This is a genomic window from Rhodobacter sp. Har01, from assembly GCF_020564565.1.
Taxonomy (GTDB): Bacteria; Pseudomonadota; Alphaproteobacteria; order Rhodobacterales; family Rhodobacteraceae; genus Pseudogemmobacter.
This window is the reverse complement of sequence record NZ_JAJCTD010000006.1, coordinates 296689-318743: the sequence shown is the minus strand read 5'-3', so window position 1 is coordinate 318743 and position 22055 is coordinate 296689. Positions and strand designations below refer to the sequence as shown.

The window sequence follows — 22055 nt, the reverse complement described above, 5'->3', positions numbered from 1 at the left end:
CGCTGAAATTCCTCAAGAAATCCATGAAGCGACATGGCCGGCCTGATAAAATCGTTACGGATCGCCTTCGGTCCTACGGTGCCGCCCTGAAGGATCTCGGCTGCGGCGATGATCGTGAGATGGGGCGCTGGCTCAACAATCGCGCCGAGAATTCACACCTGCCGTTCCGACGACGAGAGCGGGCAATGTTGCGGTTCCGGCGCATGCGAACGCTGCAGAAGTTCGTCTCGGTCCATGCCTCGGTCCACAACCACTTTCCGACGGAGCGCCACCTCCAAGACCGCAACACCTACAAGCAGGCCCGCGCCGCCGCTCTCGCCGAGTGGCGCGGCCTTCTCGCCGCTTAAAGGACAGTCATCCTGCCCTTGTAGAGACGAGTTCGCATTTGTCTGACAGCACCCCACAGCGCAGCCAGGGCGTTGGCGCACCTCTACCGGGCCACCGGAGACCTGGCGAAGCTGGCGCACTGGGTGGAGGTGGCGAAGTCGTACCCGGATCAGCACCCGAAGCGGATCGAGACTCTGAACCGACTCCTCAAGGTGACCGCGGCAGAGGAGCCAAAGGTTAAGAAACCCTGAAGACGGCTCCGTAACCCCTTGGAATCCTTTGCGGCCAAACCTGTCCCATCATGGGACACCCGGTTTCAGCCGCTGAACAGGAAGTGCAGGACGTCGCCGTCCTGGACCTCATAGGTCTTGCCCTCGACCCGGAATTTGCCGGCTTCCTTGGCCCCCGCCTCGCCGTTGCCGGCGACGTAGTCCTCGTAGGCCACGGTTTCGGACCGGATGAAGCCCTTCTCGAAATCGCCGTGGATCACTCCGGCGGCCTGCGGGGCCAGGGTGCCCTTGGCAATCGTCCAGGCGCGGGCCTCCTTGGGGCCGACGGTGAAATAGGTCTGCAAGCCCAACAGCTCGTGCCCGGCGCGGATCAGGCGGTCGAGGCCGGCCTCGTGCAGGCCCATCTCCTCGAGGAAGATCGCCGCCTCTTCGGGGGGAAGCTGGGCCAGTTCCTCCTCGATCCGGGCCGAGATCACCACGCTCGCCGCGCCCTGCCGGGCCGCCATCTCGGCCACCCGGGCCGACTGGGAATTGCCACTGGCGGCCGAGGCTTCCTCGACGTTGCAGACATACAGCACCGGCTTGGCAGTCAGCAGTTGCAGCAGACGCCATGCGCGCGCGTCGTCGTCCGAGACCTTGATCGTGCGCGCCGGCTGGCCCTGGTTCAGCGCGGCCTCGGCGACGGCCAGCAGGCGGTCCTGGTCCAGGCTTTCCTTGTCGCCGCCCTTGAGCTTGCGCGCCAGGTTTGCCCGGCGGCGCTGGATGCTGTCCAGGTCGGCCAGCATCAACTCGGTCTCGATGGTCTCGGCATCAGCAATGGGGTCGATGCGGCCCTCGACATGGGTGATGTCGCCGTCTTCGAAGCAGCGCAGGACATGGGCGATGGCATCGCATTCGCGGATGTTGGCCAGGAACTGGTTGCCCAGGCCCTCGCCCTTCGACGCGCCGCGCACCAGGCCGGCGATGTCGACGAAGGTCATCCGGGTGGGGATGATCTGCTTCGAGCCTGCGATCTTCGCCAGCACCTCAAGCCGCGGGTCGGGGACCGCCACCTCGCCGACGTTCGGCTCGATGGTGCAGAACGGAAAGTTCGCCGCCTGCGCCGCCGCGGTGCGGGTCAGCGCGTTGAAGAGGGTGGACTTGCCCACGTTCGGCAGCCCGACGATGCCCATCTTGAAACCCATTCGGCCCTCCTGTGGCGACGCGCCGCTTCTACGGGCGCCCGGACCAAGGATCAAGGTTCCCCGACTCGGACGCCCCACCTAGACTCTGGCAGCCCGGGCTTTGCCTGCAGGAACGGAGACGGCGATGGCGTTCGACCCCTACCTTCACTTTCAGGGCACCTGCCGGCAGGCCATGACGGCCTACCAGCAGATCTTCGGCGGCACGCTTTCCCTGATGCGCTACGCCGAGGCGCCGGACGCCCCGGCCGCGATGCAGGCCTCCGACCTGGTCATGCACGCGACGCTTGCGGTCGGCGGGCGGATGCTGATGGCCTCGGACTTCCCGCCCGGCATGGCGGGCGAGGCGCAGGCCGCCGTCACCATCAGCCATATCGCCAGTTCCGACGCCGAGGCGCGGCGGCAGTTCGCCCTGCTGGGCCAGGGCGGCACCGTGCTGATGGACTACCAGCCCACCTTCTGGTCCGACGGCTTCGGCATGGTGAAAGACCGGTTCGGCACGCACTGGATGGTCTCAGCGCCGTGGCGGCAGGCCTGAGGGGCATTGATCTTCCCCGGCCAGCCATGCGAAACCGCAAGGCGGATTTGCAGGGGACGGCCATGACCAGGATCGACGACACGTTTGCCCAGCTGCGCGCGGCGCAGAAAAAGGCCTTCGTCGCCTACATCATGGGCGGCGACCCGAACGCGGAAACCTCGCTTGCCGTGATGCAGGGCCTGCCGGGCGCCGGGGTCGACATCATCGAACTGGGCATGCCCTTTACCGACCCGATGGCCGATGGCCCCACCATCCAGGGCGCCGGCCAGCGCGCGCTGGAAGGCGGCATGACCATGGACAAGGTGCTGGCCATGGTCCGCGCCTTCCGCGCCGGGAACCAGACCACCCCCATCGTGCTGATGGGTTACTACAACCCGATCTATTCGCGCGGGGTCGAGCGGTTCCTGTCAGACGCGCTTGCGGCCGGCATCGACGGGCTGATCGTGGTCGACCTGCCGCCGGAAGAGGATGCCGAGCTGTGCATCCCCGCCCAGGCGGCCGGGCTGAACTTCATCCGCCTCGCCACCCCCACCACCGACGACAAGCGCCTGCCCAAGGTGCTGCAGAACACCTCTGGCTTCGTCTACTACGTCTCGATCACCGGCATCACCGGCGCCGCTGCGGCGCAGGCGGCCGACGTGGCGCCGGAAGTGGCGCGGATCAAGCGGTCCACCGACCTTCCGGTCATCGTGGGGTTCGGCATCAACACGCCGGATGCGGCCCGCTCGATTGCCGGAATCGCGGATGGCTGCGTGGTGGGGTCCGCCATCGTCAAGGACATCGGCGAGGGCAAGCCCGTGGCCGAGGTGCTGGCCAAGGTGGCGGCGCTGGCAGCAGGGGCCCATTCGGCCTGAACCGGGGCCGTCTGGCCACGCGGTCGCTTCTGACCGCACCTGCAAACCAACGGCGCCGGTGGCAGCGGCCGCGTTTTCGCCCTGCAAGAACAGAAGTGCCGGGGCCGGGGAACAGCCCCACCAGCGGCCCCGGCCAGCGCCGGCCGCCGCATGGGTGGGCGCTGGCTATCGGTGCGGAGAGGGGGCAGGTGTTCTTGCACGCTTACCGGATGGTTCCAGAGCGATCTGCATTGGCAAATTCGATCAGGTCCCAGCGATTGCCCCAGGGATCAATCCACACAGCAACGCGTCCATAGGACTCGTTGCGTGGAGCAGATTCGAATTTGACCCCCTGAGCCTGCATGTGCTGGTAGTCGTTCTCGAAGGTCGAGGTTTCAAGGAACAGCCAGACCCGACCACCGCCCTGCTCTCCGATCGCGGCACTCTGACGGCTGCCAACCGCGCGGGCTAGCAGTATCTCCGTTTCGCCACCTCGGGGGGCTATCCGAACCCATCGCTTTCCGTTTCCCAGATCGGTGTCTTCCCGGCACTCGAACCCGATGCGCAGAAAGAAAGCGAGAGCCTCGTCATAATCTGGAACAAGCAAAGAAAACAAAGCAATACGATTGGCCATCCAGCACTCCTGGCAACAAGACCCTGCTGTCTGGATGATGCCTTGTCCCGCATGGGGTTCCCAGGGCTTTGCGGCGTTTTCAGACATGACGTCGTGAGGCCTGGCAGTCCCCTGCGTCCCGCATCGCAGACAGCCCCGCTCTATGCAGCGACTCTGCCCCTGCCCGCCGCGGTTTCCATGGACGTGCCGCCGCACCGTTGGTAACAGGCGGAAGACACCGCCCGCGAAGGAGCTGCGCATGCCCGTGATCGCCAGCATCGAGGATCTCAAGCGCCTGCACCGCAAGCGGACGCCGCGGATGTTCTGGGACTACTGCGAAAGCGGCAGCTATACCGAGCAGACCTTCCGCGACAACAGTGCCGACTTCGCGCTGATCCGGCTGCGACAGCGGGTGGCGCGCGACCTGTCGGATCGGGTGCTGGCAAGCACCATGCTGGGGCAGAAGGTGGCCATGCCGGTGGCGCTGTCACCCGTGGGCAGCACCGGCATGCAGCACGCCGATGGCGAGATTCTTGCGGCCCGGGCGGCGGCCCGCTTCGGGGTGCCCTACACCCTGTCCACCATGTCGATCTGTTCCATCGAGGACGTCGCGGCGGCGACCCCCGATCCGTTCTGGTTCCAGCTTTACGTCATGCGGGACGAGGATTTCGTCGACCGCATCATCGACCGGGCCAAGGCGGCAAAGTGCAGCGCGCTGGTGCTGACGCTGGACCTGCAGATCATCGGCCAGCGCCACAAGGACCTCAAGAACGGCCTGACCAGCCCGCCCCGGCTGACGCTGCCGAACATCCTGAACATGGCGACCAAGCCGGCCTGGTCGATGGGCATGCTGCAGACCCCGCGCCGGCAGTTCCGCAACATCGTCGGCCATGCCAAGGGCGTCACCAACCTTGCCGACCTGACAACCTGGACCAACGAACAGTTCGACCCCCGGCTGGACTGGAAGAAGGTCGCGCGCATCCGTGACCGCTGGGGCGGCAAGTTCGTGCTGAAGGGCATTCTGGATGCCGAGGATGCCAAGCTGGCGGTGGACGCGGGCGCCGATGCCATCATCGTCTCGAACCACGGCGGCCGGCAGCTGGACGGGGCGCTGTCGTCGATCCGCATGCTGCCCTCGATCATCCGCGCCGTGGGCGGCAAGACCGAGGTCTGGATGGACGGCGGCATCCGCTCGGGGCAAGACGTGCTCAAGGCCCTCGCCCTGGGTGCCAATGGCACCATGATCGGCCGCGCCTACATCCACGGGCTGGGCGCCATGGGCGAGGCCGGCGTGACCCGCGCGCTTGAGGTGATCGCCAAGGAGCTGGACATCACCATGGCCCTGTGCGGCGAGCGTGACGTCAAGAAGCTGGGCCGCCACAACCTGTTGGTACCCAAGGACTTTGAGGGCGTCTGGGCCTGAGCCCTTGCTTTTTGATCAAATTCCGGGTCATATCGAAGGCTTCCAGAGGGCCACGCCATGACAGCCGAAACCATCGCCGGGATCAGCACTGATCGCCTTGCCGCCTATGCCGCGCGCGAGGCCCGCCGCTATGCGCAAGGCCGCCCGAAGTCGGCCGACGCCCGGTCACGTGACGCCGAGGCCTGGCTGGACGGCGTGCCAATGCACTGGATGCGCGACTGGCCGATGCCGCATCTGCCGGTCATCGCCCATGCCGAAGGCGCCCGGATCACCGACATCGACGGCTTCGGCATCGACGATTTCTGCCTGGGCGACACCGGCAGCATGTTCGGCCATTCGCCGAAACCCGTTGCCAAGGCCATTCGCCGGCAGGCCCGCCACGGCCTGACCACCATGCTGCCCAGCCACGACGCGCTGGAAGCCGGCCGCCTGCTGACGGAACGCTTCGGGCACTACCGCTGGCAGATCGCCACCACCGCCACCGATGCCAACCGCTTCGCCATCCGCGTCGCCCGCGCGGTGACCGGGCGGCCGAAGATCCTGGTGTTCAACGGCTGCTATCATGGCACCGTCGACGACACGATGGTCGAGCTGCGCGACGGCGCCACCGTCGCCCGCCCCGGTCTGGTCGGCCAGGTGCAGGACCTGACCCGCGGCGCCGTCTGCGTCGAATTCAACGATCTTGCCGCCGTCGAAGCGGCACTCAAGACCGGTGAAGTCGCCGCGATCCTGACCGAGCCGGTGATGACCAACAGCTGCATGGTGCTGCCCGAGGCGGGCTTTCACGACGGCTTGCGCCAGCTGACCCGCTACTACGGCGCGCTGCTGATGATGGATGAAACGCACACGCTGTCGTCGGGACTTGGCGGCTATGCCCGCGTGCATTCGCTGTCGCCCGACGTCTTTGTCGCCGGCAAATGCGTGGCGGGCGGGATGCCCACCGCCATCTGGGGCCTGACCGAAGACCTCGCCGCCCGCTTCGCCGCCTACAACGCCACCCGACCGCCGGGGCATTCCGGCATGGGCACCACGCTGTCGGCCAACCCGATGCAATTCGCCTGCCTGCGCGCCACGCTGGGCGAGGTGATGACGGCCAAGGCCTATGCCCGCATGGAACAGGGCGCCGCCCGCCTGTCGCACGGGCTGAAAAAGGCCATCGACCGCCACCACCTGGACTGGCACGTCGTCCGCGTCGGTGCGCGGGTGGAATTCACTTGTGCCCCCGGCCCGCTGAAGAACGGGGCCGAGGCGGCACGCGCCCACCACCCGGCGGTCGAGGCTGCGCTGCATGTGGCCCTTCTGAATCGCGGCAGCCTGATCGCGCCATTCCACAACATGATGCTGGTCAGCCCGGCCACCAAGAAGGCCCAGATCGACCGCCTGATCGCCAGCTTCGACGAAATCCTCACCGACCTTTGCCCGAAAGACTAAGATGCCCACGCTGATCAGCCCCTCCGGCTCCTCTCCCGCAGAAGCCGAGGCCTTCCTTGCCGCCCACCCGGAAATCGAAGCCTTCGACATCATCCTGCATGACGCCAACGGCATCGGCCGTGGCAAGATCATCCGCCGGCACGAACTGGCAGGGTTCTACAAATCCGGTCGGCACCTGCCGATCTCGATCCTGGGGCTGGATATCTGCGGCGAGGACGTGCACGAGACCGGGCTGATCTGGGATCAGGGCGACGGTGACCTGCGCGCCTGGCCTGTTCCCGGCACGCTGAAGCCCTTGCACAACACCACGCCTCCGCGCGGCGAAGTGTTCATGTCGATGTACACCCTCGACGGTGCCAAGATGACCAGCGACCCCCGCCACGCCCTGCAACGGCAGGTCGATGCGCTGGCGGCAGAGGGGCTGTTCCCGGCCGGCGCCTTCGAGCTTGAGTTCTTCCTCTTGGACAACGACCGCGGCCCCGACGGCAAGATGCAGCCCGCCCGCGACGTGCTGGACGGCCGCAAGTCGCGCAAGACCGAGGTCTATTCGGTCGACCACCTGCATGGGATGATGCCGCTCTTCAACGACATCTACGCCGGCGCCAGGGCGGCCGGGATCACCGCCGAGACGATGATCAGCGAATACGCCCCCGGCCAGTATGAGCTGACCCTGCACTACCGCACCGACGTGATGCAGGCCGCCGATGACGTGGTCCGGCTCAAGCGGATCGTGCGGGCGCAGGCCCGCGCGCACGGCGTGACCGCCTGCTTCATGGCCAAGCCGAACGAAGACTACGCCGGGTCCGGCATGCACTTCCATGTGTCGATGATGGACGCCGCCGGCACCAACGTCTTCGTCGAGGCGGTCGAGGGACAATGGAACCCCACCCTCTTGCACGCCCTTGGCGGCCTGCGCGACACCATGGCGGAATCGATGCTGGTCTTCGCCCCCCACGCCAATTCCTGGCGCCGCTTCGCCAGCCAGAGCTATGCGCCGGTCAGCCCCAGCTGGGGGGTGAACAACCGTTCGGTCGCGCTGCGCATCCCGGCCGGCGACCTCCGCGCGCGGCGGATCGAGCACCGTCCCTCGGGCGTGGATGCCAACCCCTATCTGGTGGCCGCCACCGTGCTGGCGGGCATCCGCCACGGGATGCGCAACCGCATCGACCCCGGGCCGGAAACCACCGGCAATGGTTACGAGGACGGGGCAGAGCACGCCGGCATCCCCACCGACTGGAAATCCGCCATCGATGCGGCACGCCGGTCGGCCTTCCTGAAGGACGCGCTGGGCGAGGACATGCACCGCACCTTCACCGCCATCAAGGCGGCGGAATACCAGCGGGTTATGCGGACGGTCAGCGAGGTGGACTTCGACCTCTACCTGCACACGGTCTGAAAACGATTTCCGAAGTCGGAAATCGTGCACGGAATTCGACTTCGAATTCCGGCCCCTAGGCCCAGCGGCACGCCCCGGTACAGACCGGTGCTGCAGCGGCGATAGCCCGCGCGATCAGGCCCGGCACCTCGGGGTGCAGCCCCACCGGCGGCAACAGCCGCCCGCGGAACCCGGCCTTCGCCAGCGCCCCCGGGATGTCATCGGTGACATGCCCCCCGGCCATGGCAAAGAACGGCAGGCACACGGACCGGGGGCCATGGCCCGTTGCGGCCTCGATCTGCGGGCCTTGGTCAATGAACGCCGCCGTCGCGGGGAGGCCGGTTTCCGCCGTGATCCGCGCCGCGACATGGGCGGCGATGGCCCCCGGAACCGGCGACTTCATTGATCCATGCGCGGCCAGCAGCACCCTGTCCGCGCCGCTTGCGGCGGCGATGCGCAGCGTCAGGTCGTGCAGTGCCGGGTCGCAGCCAAAGGGCTCCAGCACTTGCCAGCCGGATGCCCCGGCCTCGGCCAGCCGCGCCGGAATCAGGCTGCGGGTGAACCAGCCGCCCGCCATGAACAGCGGAAAGACCACGCCCGGCGGCCGGTTCGCTGCCCTGGCCAGCGCGCCGGGTTCGGCCAGGGTCGCGGCACCGATGTCCCAGCCGGGCATCAGCGCCAAAACCCTTGCGGCCAGCCGGTCCAGCTCGGCCGCCGCCGGGCCGGGATCGCTGGGCTGGCCATGGGCCACGATCATCGCGACGGTCATGCCGGCAGGCCCTCGGCCAGGGTTTCGCGGCAATGCTCCAGGAAGGCGCGGATGGTCAGCGCGCCCATGGCGCCATCGGTCAGCACAAGGCCCAGGCACAGCGGCGCGGGGCCGACCAGCGGCACCAGCACCAGCGGCCGCCCATCCGGCGCCGCCTCGGGTGCGGGGCGGATGTTGGCGATGGAATAGCCGAAGCCGTTCGCCACCATCGCCCGCATCACCCCGATGTCGCGGGTGCGCTCGACCACCTTGGGCTTCAGGCCAAGCGGGCGGAAGATCTCGAGGAAGTAGTCGGTCGAGAACGGCAGGTCCAAGAGCACCATCGGCAAGGGCGCCAGGTCGGCCGGGGTTACGTCAGCGCGGCCGGCCAGCGGGTGCCCCGCGGGGAACAGCGCATAGGGCGGCAGCGACCGCAGCGGCACGAAGCTCAGGTCGGCGGGAATGTCCAGGTCGTAGGTCAGCGCCACGTCCAGGCGTGCCTGGCGCAGGCCTTCGAAAATCTCGGCCTGGTGATGTTCGAACTGGCGGAAGTCGACCTCGGGGAAGCGCTCGGTGAAGCTGCGGCGCAGGCCCGGCAGGATGACCTGGGCAAAGGTGACAAGGCAGCCGACCGACAACGGCCCGCGCACCTGCCCGGTGATGGCATTGGCCAGATCGTTCAGCCGCCCGGCCGCCGCCAGCACCGCCCGCGCCTCGGCCACGAACTGACGCCCGCCTTGCGTGAGCGACAGACCCCGGGCGTGCCGACGCACGAACAGCGGCAGGCCGAACTCGCCCTCCAGCAGGGCGATGGCGGCCGAGATCGAGGGCGACGAGACATTCACCCGGTCCGCCGCGGCCACGATCGAGCCGGTCTCGCCCACGGCGACCAGGTATTCCAGCTGCCTCAGGGTAAAGCGCAGGGCCATGGGCCGCAGGCTAGCCGCGCCTTGGGCCGGGGAAAACCCTATTCGTCACCCGGCACGCCGTAGGACGGCGCCGCGCGCGGGTCCTTGGCGCGCTGGATGTAGGCGGCCATCTGCGGGGCATAGACCTCCCAAGCGCGGGCGACCTCTTCGATCGGCATCGCGGCCTCGGACCAGTCGGCACGCAGCCAGGCCACCGGCCAGGTCTCGCGGTCGACGATCAGAAGCCCCGCCGAATGCACCGGCCCGGCCTCTCCGCCCGCCGCAGCACCCGCCTTCAGCGCGGCGATCAGGCGGTCGCCGAACGCGCCCCGGGCGGCGTTGAAGCCGGCGACCATGGCCTTGGGCACCGAAGCATTGGCCAGGAGGTTCCCTCCGGCCACCACGCCCTCGCCTTCTGCCAGCGCCCAGATGCCCAACGTCTGCGCGCCCGAATGCGTGGCCACCCGCCCGGCGCGGTCGACGCAAAGCAACTGGCGATGGTCGATGAACGGCGCCTCGGCCACCACCTGCGCCATCGCTTGCGGCGCACTGGCGCCGGCCTCCATCAGATCCAAGAGCCGCGGCCCGAGCGCCGGGTCGGTGATGTTCTGCGTCGCCGCCACCCCGACCCCGGCCCGGGCATGGGCACAGCGGGCAGCGACAGCGGGCGAGGAAGACGAGATCACCATGCCGAACTGGCCGGACCGGGGACAACGGGCAAGCAGCGAAAAGGTCATGCGGCACCTCTTGGGGGCAACCCCCGGGGGCGCTTCGCCCCCGGACCCCCAGAGGATATTTTCGGACAGATGAAAAGGCGAAGGCCGTGCTGGTTTCATCTGTCCCCAAATATCCCACGGGGGTCCGGGGGTGTGAAACCCCCGGGGTCGATGCAGGGAGCTTCAGTCGGGAATGACGGCAGTGGCGTCGATCTCGACCAGCCAGTCAGGCCGGGCAAGGGCGACGACCACCAGACCGGTGCAGACCGGATGCACGCCGCGGATGTAGTCGCCCATGGTGCGGTAGACCGCCTCGCGGTGGCGCACGTCGGTCAGGTAGACGACCAGCTTGGTCACGTGCTCCATCCGGCCGCCGCATTCCTCGACCAGCTGGCGGATGTTCTGCATCACCTTGTGGGTCTGCTCGACCGGATCGTGGCTGCCGATGTTCTGCGCGGTGTCCAGGTCCTGCGGGCACTGGCCGCGCAGGAAGATCGTGGTGCCGCGCGCGACCACGGCCTGGCACAGGTCGTTGTCCAGTTTCTGCTCGGGGTAGGTGTCCTTGGTGTTGAACTTGCGGTGGCGGAGGTGGGCCATTTCGGTCCTTTCAGGCGAGGATGGGTTCGGGGGATCGGGCAAGGGCCAGGAAGCGTTCGGCGGCGGGGCCGAGGCGGGCGTCGGCGCGGTGGGCCAGCACGATGCGGCCGGGCCGCTCGGCACTGCGCAGCGGCAGCGTCGCCAGCGGCCGGCCTTCGCAGGACATCGTCGTCGCCGGCCGCATCGACAGCACCGCGACGCCCAGGCCCTGGCCGACCAGCCCGCGCACCATCTCGAAGCTGGACGAGCGGAAGGCGATCTTCGGCTCGACGCCCCCGGCCCGCAGCAGGTGCAGCACCTGGGCATCGGCCGGCGGCGCCGCCAGCAGCACCAGCGGCTGGCCGGCCAGATCGCGAACCTCAAGCGCACCGCGCCGCGCCAGCGGGTGGTCCGCGGCCAGCACCACCACCGGGTCCAGCTCGGCCAGCGGCAGCGTCACATAGCCCGGCCCCAGCTCGGCCTCGTGCAGAAGGCCCAGTTCCGCCTCGCCCGACCGCAGCGCCGCCTCGACCCGGCGCTGGTCGCCCTCGACCAGCGTCAGGTCCAGCGGGCCGGCCTCGGCCAGCCGACGCACCAGACCGGGCAGCACATAGGGGCCAAAGCTGCGCAGCGCCGCAACCGACAGCCGCGCCTCCTGACCCTGGCGCGCATCGGCCAGGCTGGCGGGCGTGTCGATCCGCCTCGGGCTGCCATAGGCGCGGTGGGCATAGATCAGCGGCAGCCCCGAGGGCGCCAGGTGCACCTCTTGCACCGCGCCCATGAAGACGTGGTGGGTGCCGATCCGGTCGGACGAGGTGACCCGGCAGTCCAGCGCCACCAGCCCCTCGGCCACCCGCGGGCTGCCCGACCCCATCGCCACCCAATCGGTGACGTCGAACTTGTCGGCCAGCTGGTCCTTGAAGCGCCCCGCAAAGGCATCGGCGATATAGGCCTGGTCATCGCGCAGGATGTTCACCACGAAATGCCCGTTGCCCAGGATGCTGCCCGCCGCCGAGGCCTGGTGATGAACGCAGACCAAGAGCGTCGGCCGCGGCGTATCGGCCGAGACCGAGGCCATGGCCGAGACTGTCACCCCGGCACGCCCCGCCGGCCCGTCTGTGGTGACCACGTTCACCGTCTGCGCGGCGCGGGACATGGCCTGCAGGAACTGGTCGCGAAGCGGCGTCGGCATGGCAGCGGCTTTCCGGGGCAAGGGTTGCCCGGGGAACGCATCCCCGGCCCCAGGCAAGATAGGGCGCGTCATCGGAAAGCGGTAGCCTCAGGGCATCCGGCCGGCGATCCAGCGCGCGAATTCGTAGTTCGGCCGCTCCAGATGGCTAAGCGCCCCCGGTGCCGACAGACCGGCGCAGAGGCCGCGGTAGACCTTCTCGACACAGCCCTTGTCCTCGATGTTCACCTCTTCCAAGAGCGCCTTCACCTGCGCCAGATGTGCCGGCGCCTCGGGGTCGGCCATCCAGTCCGCGCTCATGCCGCCGCCGAACAGCACATGCACCCGGCCCGGGCCTTTCGGCGTCAGCGACAGATACCAGAAGTAGCCGGGCGTCAGGGTGATCAGCAGGCTGGGATAGATCGCCAGAAGCCAGGTGATCCGCCGTTCGTCGCCCTGCAGCGTGGTGTTCGACGGATGCGCCAGTGACAGCGGCAGCGAATCGTTCTTGACGATCCAGTGGTGGTTGAAGGCCGCATCGCCCTCGGGGCAGGTCATCAGGTTCAGGTCGCAGGTGCCGCCGATGGTGGCCTCATGGCAGACCGGCAAATGGTAGCTTTCCATGAAGTTCTCGGCCAGCACCTTCCAGTTGGTGTCCCATTCGAATTCCTCGCGGAAGACCTCGGAATAGGTCTCCATCGGCAGGTGCCCGACCAGCCGGTCCACCCCCGCCAGCGCATCGCCGGGCGGCGGGGCGGCGGGGTCCAGCGTCACCATGATCCAGCCGCGCCAGTTTTCCACCCGCACGGCCGGCAACGCAATCTCGTCACGGCAGAAGCTTTCGTTCTTCGCCATCGCTGGGGCGCCGCGCAAGGTTCCGTCCAGGTTGTAGGTCCAGGCGTGGTAGCGGCAGACGATGCTTCGCACGTTCCCCCGGCCCTCCAGCAGCGTGCTCATCCGGTGGCGGCAGACGTTCGACAGGCCGCGCAATGCGCCGTCGCGGTCGCGCAGGATGATGACGGGTTCGCCCGCGATCTGCATCGTCAGATAGTCGCCGGGGTTCGGCAGCGCCTCGGCCCGGCCGGCGCAGAGCCAGTCCTTGGCGAAGATGTGGCGTTGCTCCAGTTCTGCAAAGGCGGGCGAAGTGTAGACCGACTTCGGCATCGCCCGGGCACGTTCGAAAGGCTGGGCGACATTGGCGCGAAGGTCTTCGAGGGCGGGGTCGTGCAGGGTCATGGCGGCAGCCTTCGGCAGAACAGGGGACGCTAAAGCAATCGCGCAGATCTAGCTTAAGGGAAAGCACCAATCGGCAGGGCGGCGATTAGGCGTGTCCTAATCCGGTCATGGGAAATGCCGGCGGATTGCGGCTGCAAAGGCTTCGGCCAGAATCGGATGGACCTCGGGGCCATAGTGGATGCCATCCACATGGCTGACGTGGATCATCCCGCCCGCATCCAGCCAGGGCAGGCCCTGGCGTTCGGCCATCGCCTGCACCCGCGCGCCCAGGGTCCGCGACTTCGCCGCCCCGCCGTGGAAGATCTCGCCCAGGGTCCCCGCCTCCTCGATCGGCGGCGGCGCCACCACCAGAATGCCCGGCGCCGTGCCGCCCGGCCCCGCGCCCGACGCGCGGATCACCATGACCAGCTTTTCCAGCCCCAGCGCGATATCGCCGGCATTGACCGAGAACCGCTGCTTCAGGTCATTCGTGCCCAGCATCAGCAGCACCACATCCACCGGCCGATGCGTCTCCAAGAGCGCCGGCAGCACGGTCAGCCCGTTGCGGTGCGGCCCCTCGATCGGGTCGTCATGCACCGTGGTCCGCCCCGGCTGTCCCTCGGCGATCACCTCCCACTCCGGCAGCATCGCCGCCAGCCGCCCCGCCCAGCGCTCGGCCCGGGCATAGCGGCCCTGGTCCGACAGATGCACCATCGGCATCGTGCCATGCGTGTTGGAATCGCCGAACAACATCACCGTGCGGGTCATGGCGCCCTCCCTGCCCTTCGCCCCAGCTTACGCCTCCCGGCGCCAAGCGAAACCATCCTGAACCGCATCCCGGTCTTGCCCTTTTCGAAATACTCCCCGGGGGTCCGGGGGCAGGATGCCCCCGGCGTCGGGGCCGGTCACATCCTTCAGGGAATCACCTCGAAGCGGTCCACATCCACCAGCCCGTGGTCGGTGATCTTCAGATGCGGAATCACCGGCAGCGCCAGGAAGGCCAGCTGCAGGAACGGTTCTTCCAGCACCACGCCCAGGCTCTTGGCCGCCGCCCGCAACGCGACCAGCCTGCCGTGCACCGCTTCAAACGGAAGCAGGCTCATCAGCCCCGCCACCGGCAGCGCCAGTTCGGCCAGCACCCGGCCGCCCTCCACCACCACGAATCCGCCCTCGATCTGGCCCAGCCGGTTCGCGGCGAGGGCCATGTCGGCGTAATCTGCCCCCACCACCACGATGTTGTGGTGGTCGTGGCAGACGGTCGAGGCGATCGCCCCGCGCTGCAGCCCGAACCCCTGCACGAAGCCGGTGGCGCGGTTGCCGTTCACCCCGTGCCGCTCGATCACCGCGATCTTCACCAGATCGCGCGCGAGGTCCGGCCGCTTGTCGCCATCCACCGGCGGGATGTCGAAGACCAGATGCTGGGTGATGATCTTGCCGGGCAGGATGCCGATCACCGGCGTCTCGACCCGGTTGCCGCCGGTGCGAAAGTCCTCTGCGGTCACCTGCCCCGCCTTGACCGAATGCCGCGCTACCGGCTCGGTCACCGCCCGGCCCGCAAAGGCCGCCGGCGTCAGTTCCACCCCGCCCGCGAACACCCGGCTCGCATGGCACCCCTCTAGGCTGTCGATCACCGTGATATCCGCCCGCTTGCCCGGCGCGATCAGCCCGCGGTCCTTCAGCCCGAAGGCCTCGGCCGCCGACAGGCTGGCCGCGCGATAGACCGCCAGCGCCGGGCAACCCAGGGCGATCAGCGTGCGGATCATGTAGTCCAGATGGCCATGCTCGGCGATGTCCAAGGGGTTGCGGTCATCGGTGCACAGGCACAGGTAAGGCGCGTGCTTTTCCGTCAGCAGCGGCGCCAGCGCGTGCATGTCCTTGGAAACGCTGCCCTCGCGGATCAGCACCCGCATCCCCTTGCGCAGCTTCTCCAGCCCCTCTTCCGCCGTGGTCGCCTCATGCTCGGTGCGGATGCCGGCGGCCAGATAGCCGTTCAGGTCATTGCCCCGCAGCAAGGGCGCATGGCCGTCGATGTGCCGCCCGCGAAACGCCTGCAACTTGGCCAGGCAGCCCGGGTCCTTCATCAGCACGCCGGGAAAGTTCATGAACTCGGCCAGCCCGATGACCTTAGGGTGATCGCGGAACCCCACCAGATCCGCCGCCTCCAGCCGCGCGCCCGAAGTCTCCATGTGGGTGGACGGCACGCAAGACGACAGTTGCACCCGCAGGTCGATCAGCACCTGCGCGGCGCAGTCCAGGAAATACCGGATGCCCTCCAGCCCGCAGACATTGGCAATCTCGTGCGGATCGCAGATCGCCGTCGTCACCCCGCGCGGCCCGACACAGCGGTCGAACTCATGCGGCGTGACCAGACTGCTTTCCACATGCAGATGCGTGTCGATGAAGCCCGGCACCAGCACCTGCCCCGAAACGTCGATCTCGCGCGCGCCGCGGTAGCTGCCGAACACCCCCACGATGGTGTCGCCGCAGATCGCGACGTCGGTCTCGACCAGCTCGCCGCTGATCAGATCGAACACCCGCCCCCCCTTCAACACCAGATCGGCTGGCTCAACGCCGCGGCCCTGGTCGATCAGCTGGCTCAACGACTTGTGCATGGGGCACCTCCGGGCCCTCAGGAAACCGTGAAGCTCGCCCGCCGTCCAGAGGGATTGCACCGCGCCGGCGGCCATGGTTCACCAAGGCGGACGAAGGAGCCCGCATGCCCTCCCAAGGACGCCCCCTGCGCGGCATCGCGCTGAAGCTTGGCTCGGTGCTGGTCTTCATCGTGATGGCCGGGCTGATCAAGGCCACGGCGGTGCATGTGCCGGGCGGGCAGGCGGTGTTCTTCCGCTCGCTGTTCGCTGTTCCCGTGATCCTGGTCTGGCTGGCCTGGCAGGGCGATTTGTCCACCGGCCTGCGGACCGGCAATCCGATGGGCCACGTCTGGCGCGGCTTTGCCGGCACCCTGGCGATGGGCCTGGGCTTTGCCGGCCTGGGCTACCTGCCGCTGCCCGAGGTCACTGCCATCGGCTATGCCGCGCCGCTGCTGACCGTGATCTTCGCCGCCATGTTCCTGGGCGAAGAGGTCCGCGCCTTCCGCATCAGCGCCGTCGTGCTGGGCATGATCGGCGTGCTGATCGTGCTCAGCCCCCGGCTGTCGATCCTGCAACAGCCGGACGGCGGCCATGCCGAGGCTTTCGGGGCCATGCTGGTGCTGGGCAGCGCGGTCTTTGCGGCGCTGGCGCAGGTCTTCGTGCGCAAGCTGGTGCAAACCGAAAGGACGCCCGCCATCGTGTTCTGGTTCTCGGTCACCGCCACCGTGCTGTCGCTGGCCACCCTGCCCTTCGGCTGGGTCTGGCCGACCCCGCGCGAGACCACCTTTCTGGTGCTGTCGGGCCTGCTGGGCGGCGTCGGGCAGGTGCTGCTGACCGCCGCCTACCGCGAGGCGGATGCCTCGCTGGTGGCGCCCTTCGACTATGCCTCGATGCTGTTTGCGCTGGCCATCGGCTGGTTCGTCTTTGCCGAGGCGCCGACGCGCACCATGCTGCTGGGCGCCGCCATCGTGGTGCTGGCCGGCATCCTGATCATCTGGCGCGAACGCCGGCTGGGGCTGGAACGCGCCCGGCAGCGCAAGGCGATGACGCCGCAAGGTTAGTTAGCCGTCAGGCTTCCCTTGCCGGCGCGTTCTGGTCGATCAGATAGCGCTGAGACAGTGGAATCGCCGCCGCCCCCAGCGCGCGGGCATCGGCGCCCACACTGCCGGCCCTGATCGCCGGCGGGTGGATCCCCGCCAGGTCGAGGTCCAGAAGCACCGCTTCGGTGCGCCGCACCATGCGGGACCGGATCGCCTCGGGCATCCAGCCGTCGATCAGCACCGCTTCGATCTCGACCAGTGCCGCCGCGTTCAGCGCCGCATGGGCCAGACCCCGCGCCGCCGCCTCGATCCAGCGGTCCAGCACCGCTTCGGACACCTTCCAGTCCAGGTGCTGCTGCCAGATGTGGTCGCTCGGCTCGCCCGCCGCCTCCATCATCCCGGCCAGCACCGACAGCGACGCCACGTCCAGCAGCCGCCGCATCCGCCCATCCGGCCCCGGCACCTGCATCGTGCCGGTGGCGGCGGCATTGCCGCTGCGGCCCAGGAACAGCTGGCCGTTCATCACCAGCCCGCCGCCGATGAAGGTGCCGAAGTAGAAGTACAGGAAATCCTTCGGCCGTTCGCCGGTGCCGAAGATCAGTTCCGCCCCGCAGGCCGAGGTTGCATCGTTCTGCACAAACACCGGCAGGTCCACCAGAGCGGCCAGTTCTGCCGCGATGTCGCGGTGCCGCCAAGCGTCCATCTCGGCCTGTGGAGCGCCGATGATCGAGACCCAGTTCCACAACTGGAACGGGATAGCCACGCCCATCCCGGTGATCCGGTCGCGCAGGTCGGCGTCCAGTTGCGCGGTCAGCGCCGGCGCCGCTTCGGCCACGAAGGCCACCACCGCATCGGGTGTGGGGTAGCGGTAGGTCCGCCGCCGCGCCGCCCTTATGCGGCCCAGGAAATCGATCAGCACCAGGTCGGCCGACCGCCGCCCGACCTTCAGCCCGAAGAAGAACGCCCCCTCCGCCGCCAGCGACATCGGCACCGAGGGCTGACCCACCCGGCCGCGGATCGGCTCTCCGCGCGCCAGCAGCCCGTCCTGCTCAAGCGCCCGCATGATCACCGACACGGTTTGCGCCGAAAGCCCCGTCATCCGCGCGATGTCCGACTTGGCCAGCGCCCCGTGGCGGCGCACCAGGCTGAGAACCAGCCGCTCGTTGTGCGCCCGCATCCCCGATTGGTTGGTGCCGCGAAGGCCCGCCCCTTCAGGCCGCGATTCGACCACTGTCTCGACGGCTGGCTTCACCTTTTCCCCCATGTCCCAAGCCTGTTCCCAAGCCTGGCGCCCGGTTTCCCGCCAGATTGGGCAAGGAACGGGCAATCTGTCAATAATAATTCACTGTGATTTAATTATCTTGACGCAAGCAAGGGAATCGGCTTTCCTGTGCCCCGGCGCAGCGGGAGAGTTGATCTGCGCACAGCATCGAAACGGGGGGCAATGACCCCCTTCCTTGGGAGGAACCAGATGAAATTCACCACCAAAGCCCTTCTGGGCGCGGCCACGGCTGCGCTGATGTCGGCGGCGCCGGCGCTGGCGCAGGACGCCATCACCGCCTGCCTGATCACCAAGACCGACACCAACCCCTTCTTCGTCAAGATGAAGGAAGGCGCCGAAGCCAAGGCGGCCGAACTGGGCATGACGCTGAACTCTTACGCCGGCAAGGTTGACGGCGACCATGACAGCCAGGTCGCTGCCATTGAAAGCTGCATCGCTGATGGCGCCAAGGGCATCCTGATCGCGGCCTCCGACACCAAGGCCATCGTCGATCAGGTGAAAAAGGCACAGGCGGCCGGTCTGGTCGTCATCGCGCTGGACACGCCGCTTGACCCGGCCGATGCCGCCGACGCCACCTTTGCCACCGACAACCTGGAAGCCGGCCGCCTGATCGGCGCCTGGGCCGCCGCCACGCTGGGCGCGGATGCCGCCAACGCCAAGATCGGCTTTCTTGACCTGACCCCGTCGCAGCCCACCGTCGACGTGCTGCGTGACCAGGGCTTCATGATCGGCTTCGGCATCGACCCGAAGGACCCCAACAAGATCGGTGACGAGGATGACCCGCGCATCGTCGGCCATGACGTCACCAACGGCAACGAAGAGGGCGGCCGCAAGGCGATGGAGAACCTGCTCCAGAAAGACCCCGACATCAACGTGATCCACACCATCAACGAACCGGCCGCCGTGGGCGCCTACCAGGCGCTGAAGGCCGTCGGCAAGGAAGGCAGCGTCCTGATCGTCTCGGTTGACGGCGGTTGCCCGGGCGTGGCCGCGGTGAAAGATGGCCAGATCGGCGCCACCTCGCAGCAGTATCCGCTGATGATGGCCGCGCTGGGCGTGGAAGCGATCAAGAAGTGGGCCGACGAAGGCGTCAAGCCCGAGCCGACCCCCGGCAAGGCCTTCTTCGACACCGGCGTGACCCTGGTCACCGACAAGCCCGCCGAAGGCGTGCCCTCGGTCGACACCACCAAGGGCACCGAGCTGTGCTGGGGCTGATGCCCCGGACCTGATGCGAAACGCTTGTGCGGGGGACACCTCCCCCGCATGATCCCGAACGGGGGAGGCAAGGGCGGCTCTCAAGGCCGCCCTTGTTGCAAAGCGAAGGAAAACCGCCGACCGCGGCGAGGGGGGAAGATGAGCCAGCCACAGGAATTCGAGAAGGTCTTGACGGCCAGCGCGACCACGGTGGCGCAGTTCGAGGAACCACGAAGCGGCTTGAAGAAGCTGCAGCACCTGTTGCACGGCAACCCGGCCATGGTGCCTCTGATCGTGTTGTTGGCACTGATCCTGTTCTTCGGCATCGCCAAGGGTGAGCGGTTCTTTTCCGCCTATACGTTGACCCTGATCATGCAGCAGGTCGCCGTGGTGGGCATCCTGGCCGCGGCGCAGACCCTGGTGGTGCTGACCGCCGGCATCGACCTTGCCATCGGCGTGATCATGGTCTTTGCCTTCGTCATCATGGGCAATGCGGTGCTGGCCTATGGCCTGCCCTGGCCCGTGGCGGTTCTTGCCGGCTTTGGCATGGCGGGCTTCTGGGGCTTTGTGAACGGCTTCCTTGTCTCGCGGCTGAAGCTGCCGCCGTTCATCGTGACGCTGGGCACCTGGAACATCGTGATGGCGATCTGCCTGATCTACTCCGCCAACGAGACCATGCGCGAGGCCGACCTGACCGCCATCACCGGCGCGCTGCACATCTTCGGCACGCCGATCAAGATCGGCGGCGCGGTGATCACGCTGGGTGTGCTGGCGATGATCGCGCTTTATGTCGCGCTGTGGTACATGCTGAACTACACCGCCTTCGGCCGCCACATCTATGCCGTCGGCGACGACCCCGAGGCCGCCGACCTGGCCGGCATCCGCACCAAGAACATCCTGCTCAAGACCTATACCCTTGCCGGGGTGGTGGCGGGCCTTGCAGCCTGGGTGTCGATCGGCCGCAACGGCTCGATCTCGCCCTCGACGGTGACCACCGACTACAACCTGCAGGCCATCACCGCCACGGTGATCGGGGGCATCTCGCTGTTCGGCGGACGCGGCTCGATCCTGGGGGTGCTGTTCGGCACCCTGATCGTCGGCGTCATGAGCATGGGCCTGAACATGCTGAACGCCGATCCGCAGTGGAAGGTGCTGCTGACGGGCGGGCTGATCATCGGCGCCGTCGCGGTGGACCAGTGGATCCGCAAGGTCTCGGGCTGAGGGAGAACGACAGATGGACCCCATTCTCACTGGCCGCGGACTGGTCAAGCGCTATGGCCGCGTCACCGCGCTCGACAACGCCGACTTCGAGCTTTACCCCGGCGAAATCCTGGCGGTGATCGGCGACAACGGCGCCGGCAAATCGACCCTGATCAAGGCGCTTTGCGGCGCCGTGATCCCTGACGAAGGCGAGATCATGCTGGAAGGCAAGCCCGTCCACTTTACCAACCCGATGCAGGCGCGCGATGCCGGCATCGAGACGGTCTACCAGACCCTCGCCATGTCGCCGGCGCTGTCGATCGCCGACAACATGTTCATGGGCCGCGAATTGCGCAAACCGGGCATCCTGGGCAGCGTGTTCCGCCAGCTTGACCGCCCGCGGATGGAGGCATTCGCCCGCGCCAAGCTGACCGAACTGGGGCTGATGACGATCCAGAACATCAACCAGGCGGTGGAAACCCTGTCCGGCGGCCAGCGCCAGGGCGTCGCCGTGGCCCGCGCCGCGGCCTTCGGGTCCAAGGTGGTGATCATGGACGAACCCACCGCCGCGCTGGGGGTCAAGGAAAGCCGCCGGGTGCTGGAGCTGATCCTCGACGTCAAGAAACGCGGGCTGCCGATCATCCTGATCAGCCACAACATGCCGCATGTCTTCGAGGTGGCCGACCGCATCCACATCCACCGGCTGGGCCGGCGGCTCTGCGTGATCGACCCCAAGCAATACTCCATGTCCGACGCGGTGGCCTTCATGACCGGCGCCAAGACGCCCGAACATGTGATCGCATGACGCCCGAGGGCCTGGTCAAGCTGATCCAGGCCCGGGCCGACGGGCCGGGCCGGTTCCTGGTGGCGCTGGCCGGTCCCCCGGCCAGCGGCAAGTCGACCCTCGCGCAGCGGCTGGCGCGCGACCTTGCGCCGGGGGCGCGGGTGGTGCCGATGGACGGCTTTCACTACGACGACGCGGTGCTGAACGCCCGCGGGCTGCGCGCGCGCAAAGGCTCTCCGCCCACCTTCGACTCGATGGGCTTTCTCCACCTGATCCGCCGACTTAAGGTTGAGGACGAAGTCGCCATCCCGATCTTCGACCGCGCGATGGAACTGTCGCGCGCCGCCGCCGACGTGGTAACGGCAGACGACCGCATCCTGATCGTCGAAGGCAACTACCTGCTGCTTGACCAGACCCCCTGGCGCGACCTGCCCACCCTGTTCGACCTGACCGTCTATCTTGAGGTTCCCGAAGCCGAACTGGTCCGCCGCCTGACCGAACGGTGGCGGCAGCACGGCAAGGACGACCAGGCCGCGAAGGACTGGATCGCCTCGAACGACCTGCCCAACGCCCTGACGGTGATCCGCGACTCGCTGCCGGCCGAGATCGTTCTGCGCAACGTCTGAACGTCAGCCCTGATCCAATCGCGCAGCCGCGCAAGCGCGACTGCAAGCCTTTTGTC

At 67.9% G+C, this 22055-nt stretch carries 22 protein-coding genes; 11 read left to right on the top strand and 11 right to left on the bottom strand.

Annotation, left to right across the window (positions count from 1 at the left end):
- On the top strand, nucleotides 1-347 hold a 347-nt coding region (locus LHP98_RS16100), incomplete at its 5' end, for a DDE-type integrase/transposase/recombinase (RefSeq protein ID WP_227253563.1).
- Nucleotides 348-643: 296 nt separating this feature from the next.
- On the opposite strand, the gene ychF is transcribed toward LHP98_RS16100, so the two are convergent.
- Complete coding sequence (gene ychF, locus LHP98_RS16095) at nucleotides 644-1741, bottom strand: redox-regulated ATPase YchF (RefSeq protein WP_227253562.1); 1098 nt, start codon at nucleotides 1739-1741, stop codon at nucleotides 644-646.
- A gap of 124 nt (nucleotides 1742-1865) precedes the next feature.
- Here ychF and LHP98_RS16090 point away from each other — a divergent pair, with 124 nt between their 5' ends.
- Both LHP98_RS16090 and trpA read left to right on the top strand, forming a co-directional pair.
- Nucleotides 1866-2276 (top strand): VOC family protein, encoded by a 411-nt coding sequence (locus LHP98_RS16090; RefSeq protein WP_227253561.1) that lies wholly within the window; start codon nucleotides 1866-1868, stop codon nucleotides 2274-2276.
- 62 nt (nucleotides 2277-2338) lie between these two features.
- On the top strand, nucleotides 2339-3130 hold the full coding sequence (trpA, locus tag LHP98_RS16085; RefSeq protein ID WP_227253560.1) for a tryptophan synthase subunit alpha: 792 nt from the start codon (nucleotides 2339-2341) through the stop codon (nucleotides 3128-3130).
- A 202-nt stretch (nucleotides 3131-3332) separates the two neighbouring features.
- Here trpA and LHP98_RS16080 read toward each other — a convergent pair whose 3' ends face one another.
- Nucleotides 3333-3743, bottom strand: a complete 411-nt coding sequence (locus LHP98_RS16080) for a VOC family protein (RefSeq protein WP_227253559.1) — start codon at nucleotides 3741-3743, stop codon at nucleotides 3333-3335.
- 238 nt (nucleotides 3744-3981) lie between these two features.
- Between LHP98_RS16080 and LHP98_RS16075 the strand changes: the two genes are divergently transcribed.
- The 3 genes from LHP98_RS16075 to LHP98_RS16065 are packed head-to-tail and all read left to right on the top strand — an operon-like array spanning nucleotide 3982 to nucleotide 7972.
- Complete coding sequence (locus LHP98_RS16075; RefSeq protein ID WP_227253558.1) at nucleotides 3982-5145, top strand: alpha-hydroxy acid oxidase; 1164 nt, start codon at nucleotides 3982-3984, stop codon at nucleotides 5143-5145.
- Between the two features lie 57 nt (nucleotides 5146-5202).
- Nucleotides 5203-6576 (top strand): aspartate aminotransferase family protein, encoded by a 1374-nt coding sequence (locus LHP98_RS16070; protein ID WP_227253557.1) that lies wholly within the window; start codon nucleotides 5203-5205, stop codon nucleotides 6574-6576.
- A gap of 1 nt (nucleotide 6577) precedes the next feature.
- Nucleotides 6578-7972: a glutamine synthetase family protein gene (locus LHP98_RS16065; RefSeq protein ID WP_227253556.1), complete on the top strand. Its 1395-nt coding sequence runs from the start codon at nucleotides 6578-6580 to the stop codon at nucleotides 7970-7972.
- Nucleotides 7973-8027: 55 nt separating this feature from the next.
- On the opposite strand, the gene LHP98_RS16060 is transcribed toward LHP98_RS16065, so the two are convergent.
- From LHP98_RS16060 to ade, 8 genes are all read right to left on the bottom strand, one after another.
- Nucleotides 8028-8720, bottom strand: coding sequence for a sirohydrochlorin chelatase (locus LHP98_RS16060; RefSeq protein WP_227253555.1), 693 nt, complete (start codon nucleotides 8718-8720; stop codon nucleotides 8028-8030).
- Nucleotides 8717-9628, bottom strand: a complete 912-nt coding sequence (locus LHP98_RS16055; RefSeq protein ID WP_227253554.1) for a LysR family transcriptional regulator — start codon at nucleotides 9626-9628, stop codon at nucleotides 8717-8719. The genes LHP98_RS16060 and LHP98_RS16055 overlap by 4 nt, the downstream gene beginning before the upstream one ends.
- A 38-nt stretch (nucleotides 9629-9666) precedes the next feature.
- On the bottom strand, nucleotides 9667-10344 hold the full coding sequence (locus tag LHP98_RS16050) for a DUF1028 domain-containing protein (protein ID WP_227253553.1): 678 nt from the start codon (nucleotides 10342-10344) through the stop codon (nucleotides 9667-9669).
- Between the two features lie 162 nt (nucleotides 10345-10506).
- Complete coding sequence (locus tag LHP98_RS16045) at nucleotides 10507-10920, bottom strand: RidA family protein (RefSeq protein ID WP_227253552.1); 414 nt, start codon at nucleotides 10918-10920, stop codon at nucleotides 10507-10509.
- Between the two features lie 10 nt (nucleotides 10921-10930).
- Nucleotides 10931-12091 carry a LysR substrate-binding domain-containing protein gene (locus tag LHP98_RS16040; protein WP_227253551.1) on the bottom strand — a complete coding sequence of 387 codons (1161 nt, stop codon included), beginning with the start codon at nucleotides 12089-12091 and terminating at the stop codon, nucleotides 10931-10933.
- A gap of 87 nt (nucleotides 12092-12178) precedes the next feature.
- The gene (locus LHP98_RS16035; protein WP_227253550.1) at nucleotides 12179-13303 is read right to left on the bottom strand and encodes an aromatic ring-hydroxylating oxygenase subunit alpha; all 1125 of its coding nucleotides are present in this window, start codon (nucleotides 13301-13303) and stop codon (nucleotides 12179-12181) included.
- Nucleotides 13304-13408: 105 nt separating this feature from the next.
- The gene (locus LHP98_RS16030) at nucleotides 13409-14050 is read right to left on the bottom strand and encodes a GDSL-type esterase/lipase family protein (RefSeq protein WP_227253549.1); all 642 of its coding nucleotides are present in this window, start codon (nucleotides 14048-14050) and stop codon (nucleotides 13409-13411) included.
- Between the two features lie 146 nt (nucleotides 14051-14196).
- Nucleotides 14197-15894 (bottom strand): adenine deaminase, encoded by a 1698-nt coding sequence (gene ade, locus LHP98_RS16025; RefSeq protein WP_227253548.1) that lies wholly within the window; start codon nucleotides 15892-15894, stop codon nucleotides 14197-14199.
- A 104-nt stretch (nucleotides 15895-15998) separates the two neighbouring features.
- Here ade and LHP98_RS16020 point away from each other — a divergent pair, with 104 nt between their 5' ends.
- On the top strand, nucleotides 15999-16934 hold the full coding sequence (locus LHP98_RS16020; protein ID WP_227253547.1) for a DMT family transporter: 936 nt from the start codon (nucleotides 15999-16001) through the stop codon (nucleotides 16932-16934).
- A 7-nt stretch (nucleotides 16935-16941) separates the two neighbouring features.
- Here the strand turns inward: LHP98_RS16020 and LHP98_RS16015 are convergent, their stop codons facing one another.
- The gene (locus tag LHP98_RS16015; protein ID WP_413687718.1) at nucleotides 16942-18165 is read right to left on the bottom strand and encodes an ROK family transcriptional regulator; all 1224 of its coding nucleotides are present in this window, start codon (nucleotides 18163-18165) and stop codon (nucleotides 16942-16944) included.
- Between the two features lie 219 nt (nucleotides 18166-18384).
- Here LHP98_RS16015 and LHP98_RS16010 point away from each other — a divergent pair, with 219 nt between their 5' ends.
- From LHP98_RS16010 to LHP98_RS15995, 4 genes are all read left to right on the top strand, one after another.
- Entirely contained in the window at nucleotides 18385-19410 is a 1026-nt protein-coding gene (locus LHP98_RS16010) for a substrate-binding domain-containing protein (RefSeq protein WP_413687717.1), read from the top strand.
- Nucleotides 19411-19548: 138 nt separating this feature from the next.
- Complete coding sequence (locus LHP98_RS16005) at nucleotides 19549-20610, top strand: ABC transporter permease (RefSeq protein WP_227253546.1); 1062 nt, start codon at nucleotides 19549-19551, stop codon at nucleotides 20608-20610.
- 13 nt (nucleotides 20611-20623) lie between these two features.
- The gene (locus tag LHP98_RS16000) at nucleotides 20624-21394 is read left to right on the top strand and encodes an ATP-binding cassette domain-containing protein (RefSeq protein WP_227253545.1); all 771 of its coding nucleotides are present in this window, start codon (nucleotides 20624-20626) and stop codon (nucleotides 21392-21394) included.
- Nucleotides 21391-21999, top strand: coding sequence for a nucleoside triphosphate hydrolase (locus LHP98_RS15995; protein WP_227253544.1), 609 nt, complete (start codon nucleotides 21391-21393; stop codon nucleotides 21997-21999). The genes LHP98_RS16000 and LHP98_RS15995 overlap by 4 nt, the downstream gene beginning before the upstream one ends.
- Nucleotides 22000-22055: the final 56 nt, after the last annotated feature.

What these genes read in the sequence shown, in the direction of transcription:
- ade (WP_227253548.1), bottom strand. Translation starts at nt 15,894, where the DNA reads ATGCACAAGTCGTTGAGCCAGCTGATCGACCAGGGCCGCGGCGTTGAG.
- LHP98_RS16010 (WP_413687717.1), top strand. Translation starts at nt 18,385, where the DNA reads ATGAAATTCACCACCAAAGCCCTTCTGGGCGCGGCCACGGCTGCGCTG.
- LHP98_RS16045 (WP_227253552.1), bottom strand. Translation starts at nt 10,920, where the DNA reads ATGGCCCACCTCCGCCACCGCAAGTTCAACACCAAGGACACCTACCCC.
- LHP98_RS16075 (WP_227253558.1), top strand. Translation starts at nt 3,982, where the DNA reads ATGCCCGTGATCGCCAGCATCGAGGATCTCAAGCGCCTGCACCGCAAG.
- LHP98_RS16040 (WP_227253551.1), bottom strand. Translation starts at nt 12,091, where the DNA reads ATGCCGACGCCGCTTCGCGACCAGTTCCTGCAGGCCATGTCCCGCGCC.
- LHP98_RS16065 (WP_227253556.1), top strand. Translation starts at nt 6,578, where the DNA reads ATGCCCACGCTGATCAGCCCCTCCGGCTCCTCTCCCGCAGAAGCCGAG.
- LHP98_RS16060 (WP_227253555.1), bottom strand. Translation starts at nt 8,720, where the DNA reads ATGACCGTCGCGATGATCGTGGCCCATGGCCAGCCCAGCGATCCCGGC.
- LHP98_RS16050 (WP_227253553.1), bottom strand. Translation starts at nt 10,344, where the DNA reads ATGACCTTTTCGCTGCTTGCCCGTTGTCCCCGGTCCGGCCAGTTCGGC.
- LHP98_RS16020 (WP_227253547.1), top strand. Translation starts at nt 15,999, where the DNA reads ATGCCCTCCCAAGGACGCCCCCTGCGCGGCATCGCGCTGAAGCTTGGC.
- LHP98_RS16000 (WP_227253545.1), top strand. Translation starts at nt 20,624, where the DNA reads ATGGACCCCATTCTCACTGGCCGCGGACTGGTCAAGCGCTATGGCCGC.
- LHP98_RS16080 (WP_227253559.1), bottom strand. Translation starts at nt 3,743, where the DNA reads ATGGCCAATCGTATTGCTTTGTTTTCTTTGCTTGTTCCAGATTATGAC.
- trpA (WP_227253560.1), top strand. Translation starts at nt 2,339, where the DNA reads ATGACCAGGATCGACGACACGTTTGCCCAGCTGCGCGCGGCGCAGAAA.
- LHP98_RS16030 (WP_227253549.1), bottom strand. Translation starts at nt 14,050, where the DNA reads ATGACCCGCACGGTGATGTTGTTCGGCGATTCCAACACGCATGGCACG.
- LHP98_RS16035 (WP_227253550.1), bottom strand. Translation starts at nt 13,303, where the DNA reads ATGACCCTGCACGACCCCGCCCTCGAAGACCTTCGCGCCAATGTCGCC.
- LHP98_RS16005 (WP_227253546.1), top strand. Translation starts at nt 19,549, where the DNA reads ATGAGCCAGCCACAGGAATTCGAGAAGGTCTTGACGGCCAGCGCGACC.
- LHP98_RS16055 (WP_227253554.1), bottom strand. Translation starts at nt 9,628, where the DNA reads ATGGCCCTGCGCTTTACCCTGAGGCAGCTGGAATACCTGGTCGCCGTG.
- LHP98_RS16070 (WP_227253557.1), top strand. Translation starts at nt 5,203, where the DNA reads ATGACAGCCGAAACCATCGCCGGGATCAGCACTGATCGCCTTGCCGCC.
- LHP98_RS15995 (WP_227253544.1), top strand. Translation starts at nt 21,391, where the DNA reads ATGACGCCCGAGGGCCTGGTCAAGCTGATCCAGGCCCGGGCCGACGGG.
- LHP98_RS16090 (WP_227253561.1), top strand. Translation starts at nt 1,866, where the DNA reads ATGGCGTTCGACCCCTACCTTCACTTTCAGGGCACCTGCCGGCAGGCC.
- ychF (WP_227253562.1), bottom strand. Translation starts at nt 1,741, where the DNA reads ATGGGTTTCAAGATGGGCATCGTCGGGCTGCCGAACGTGGGCAAGTCC.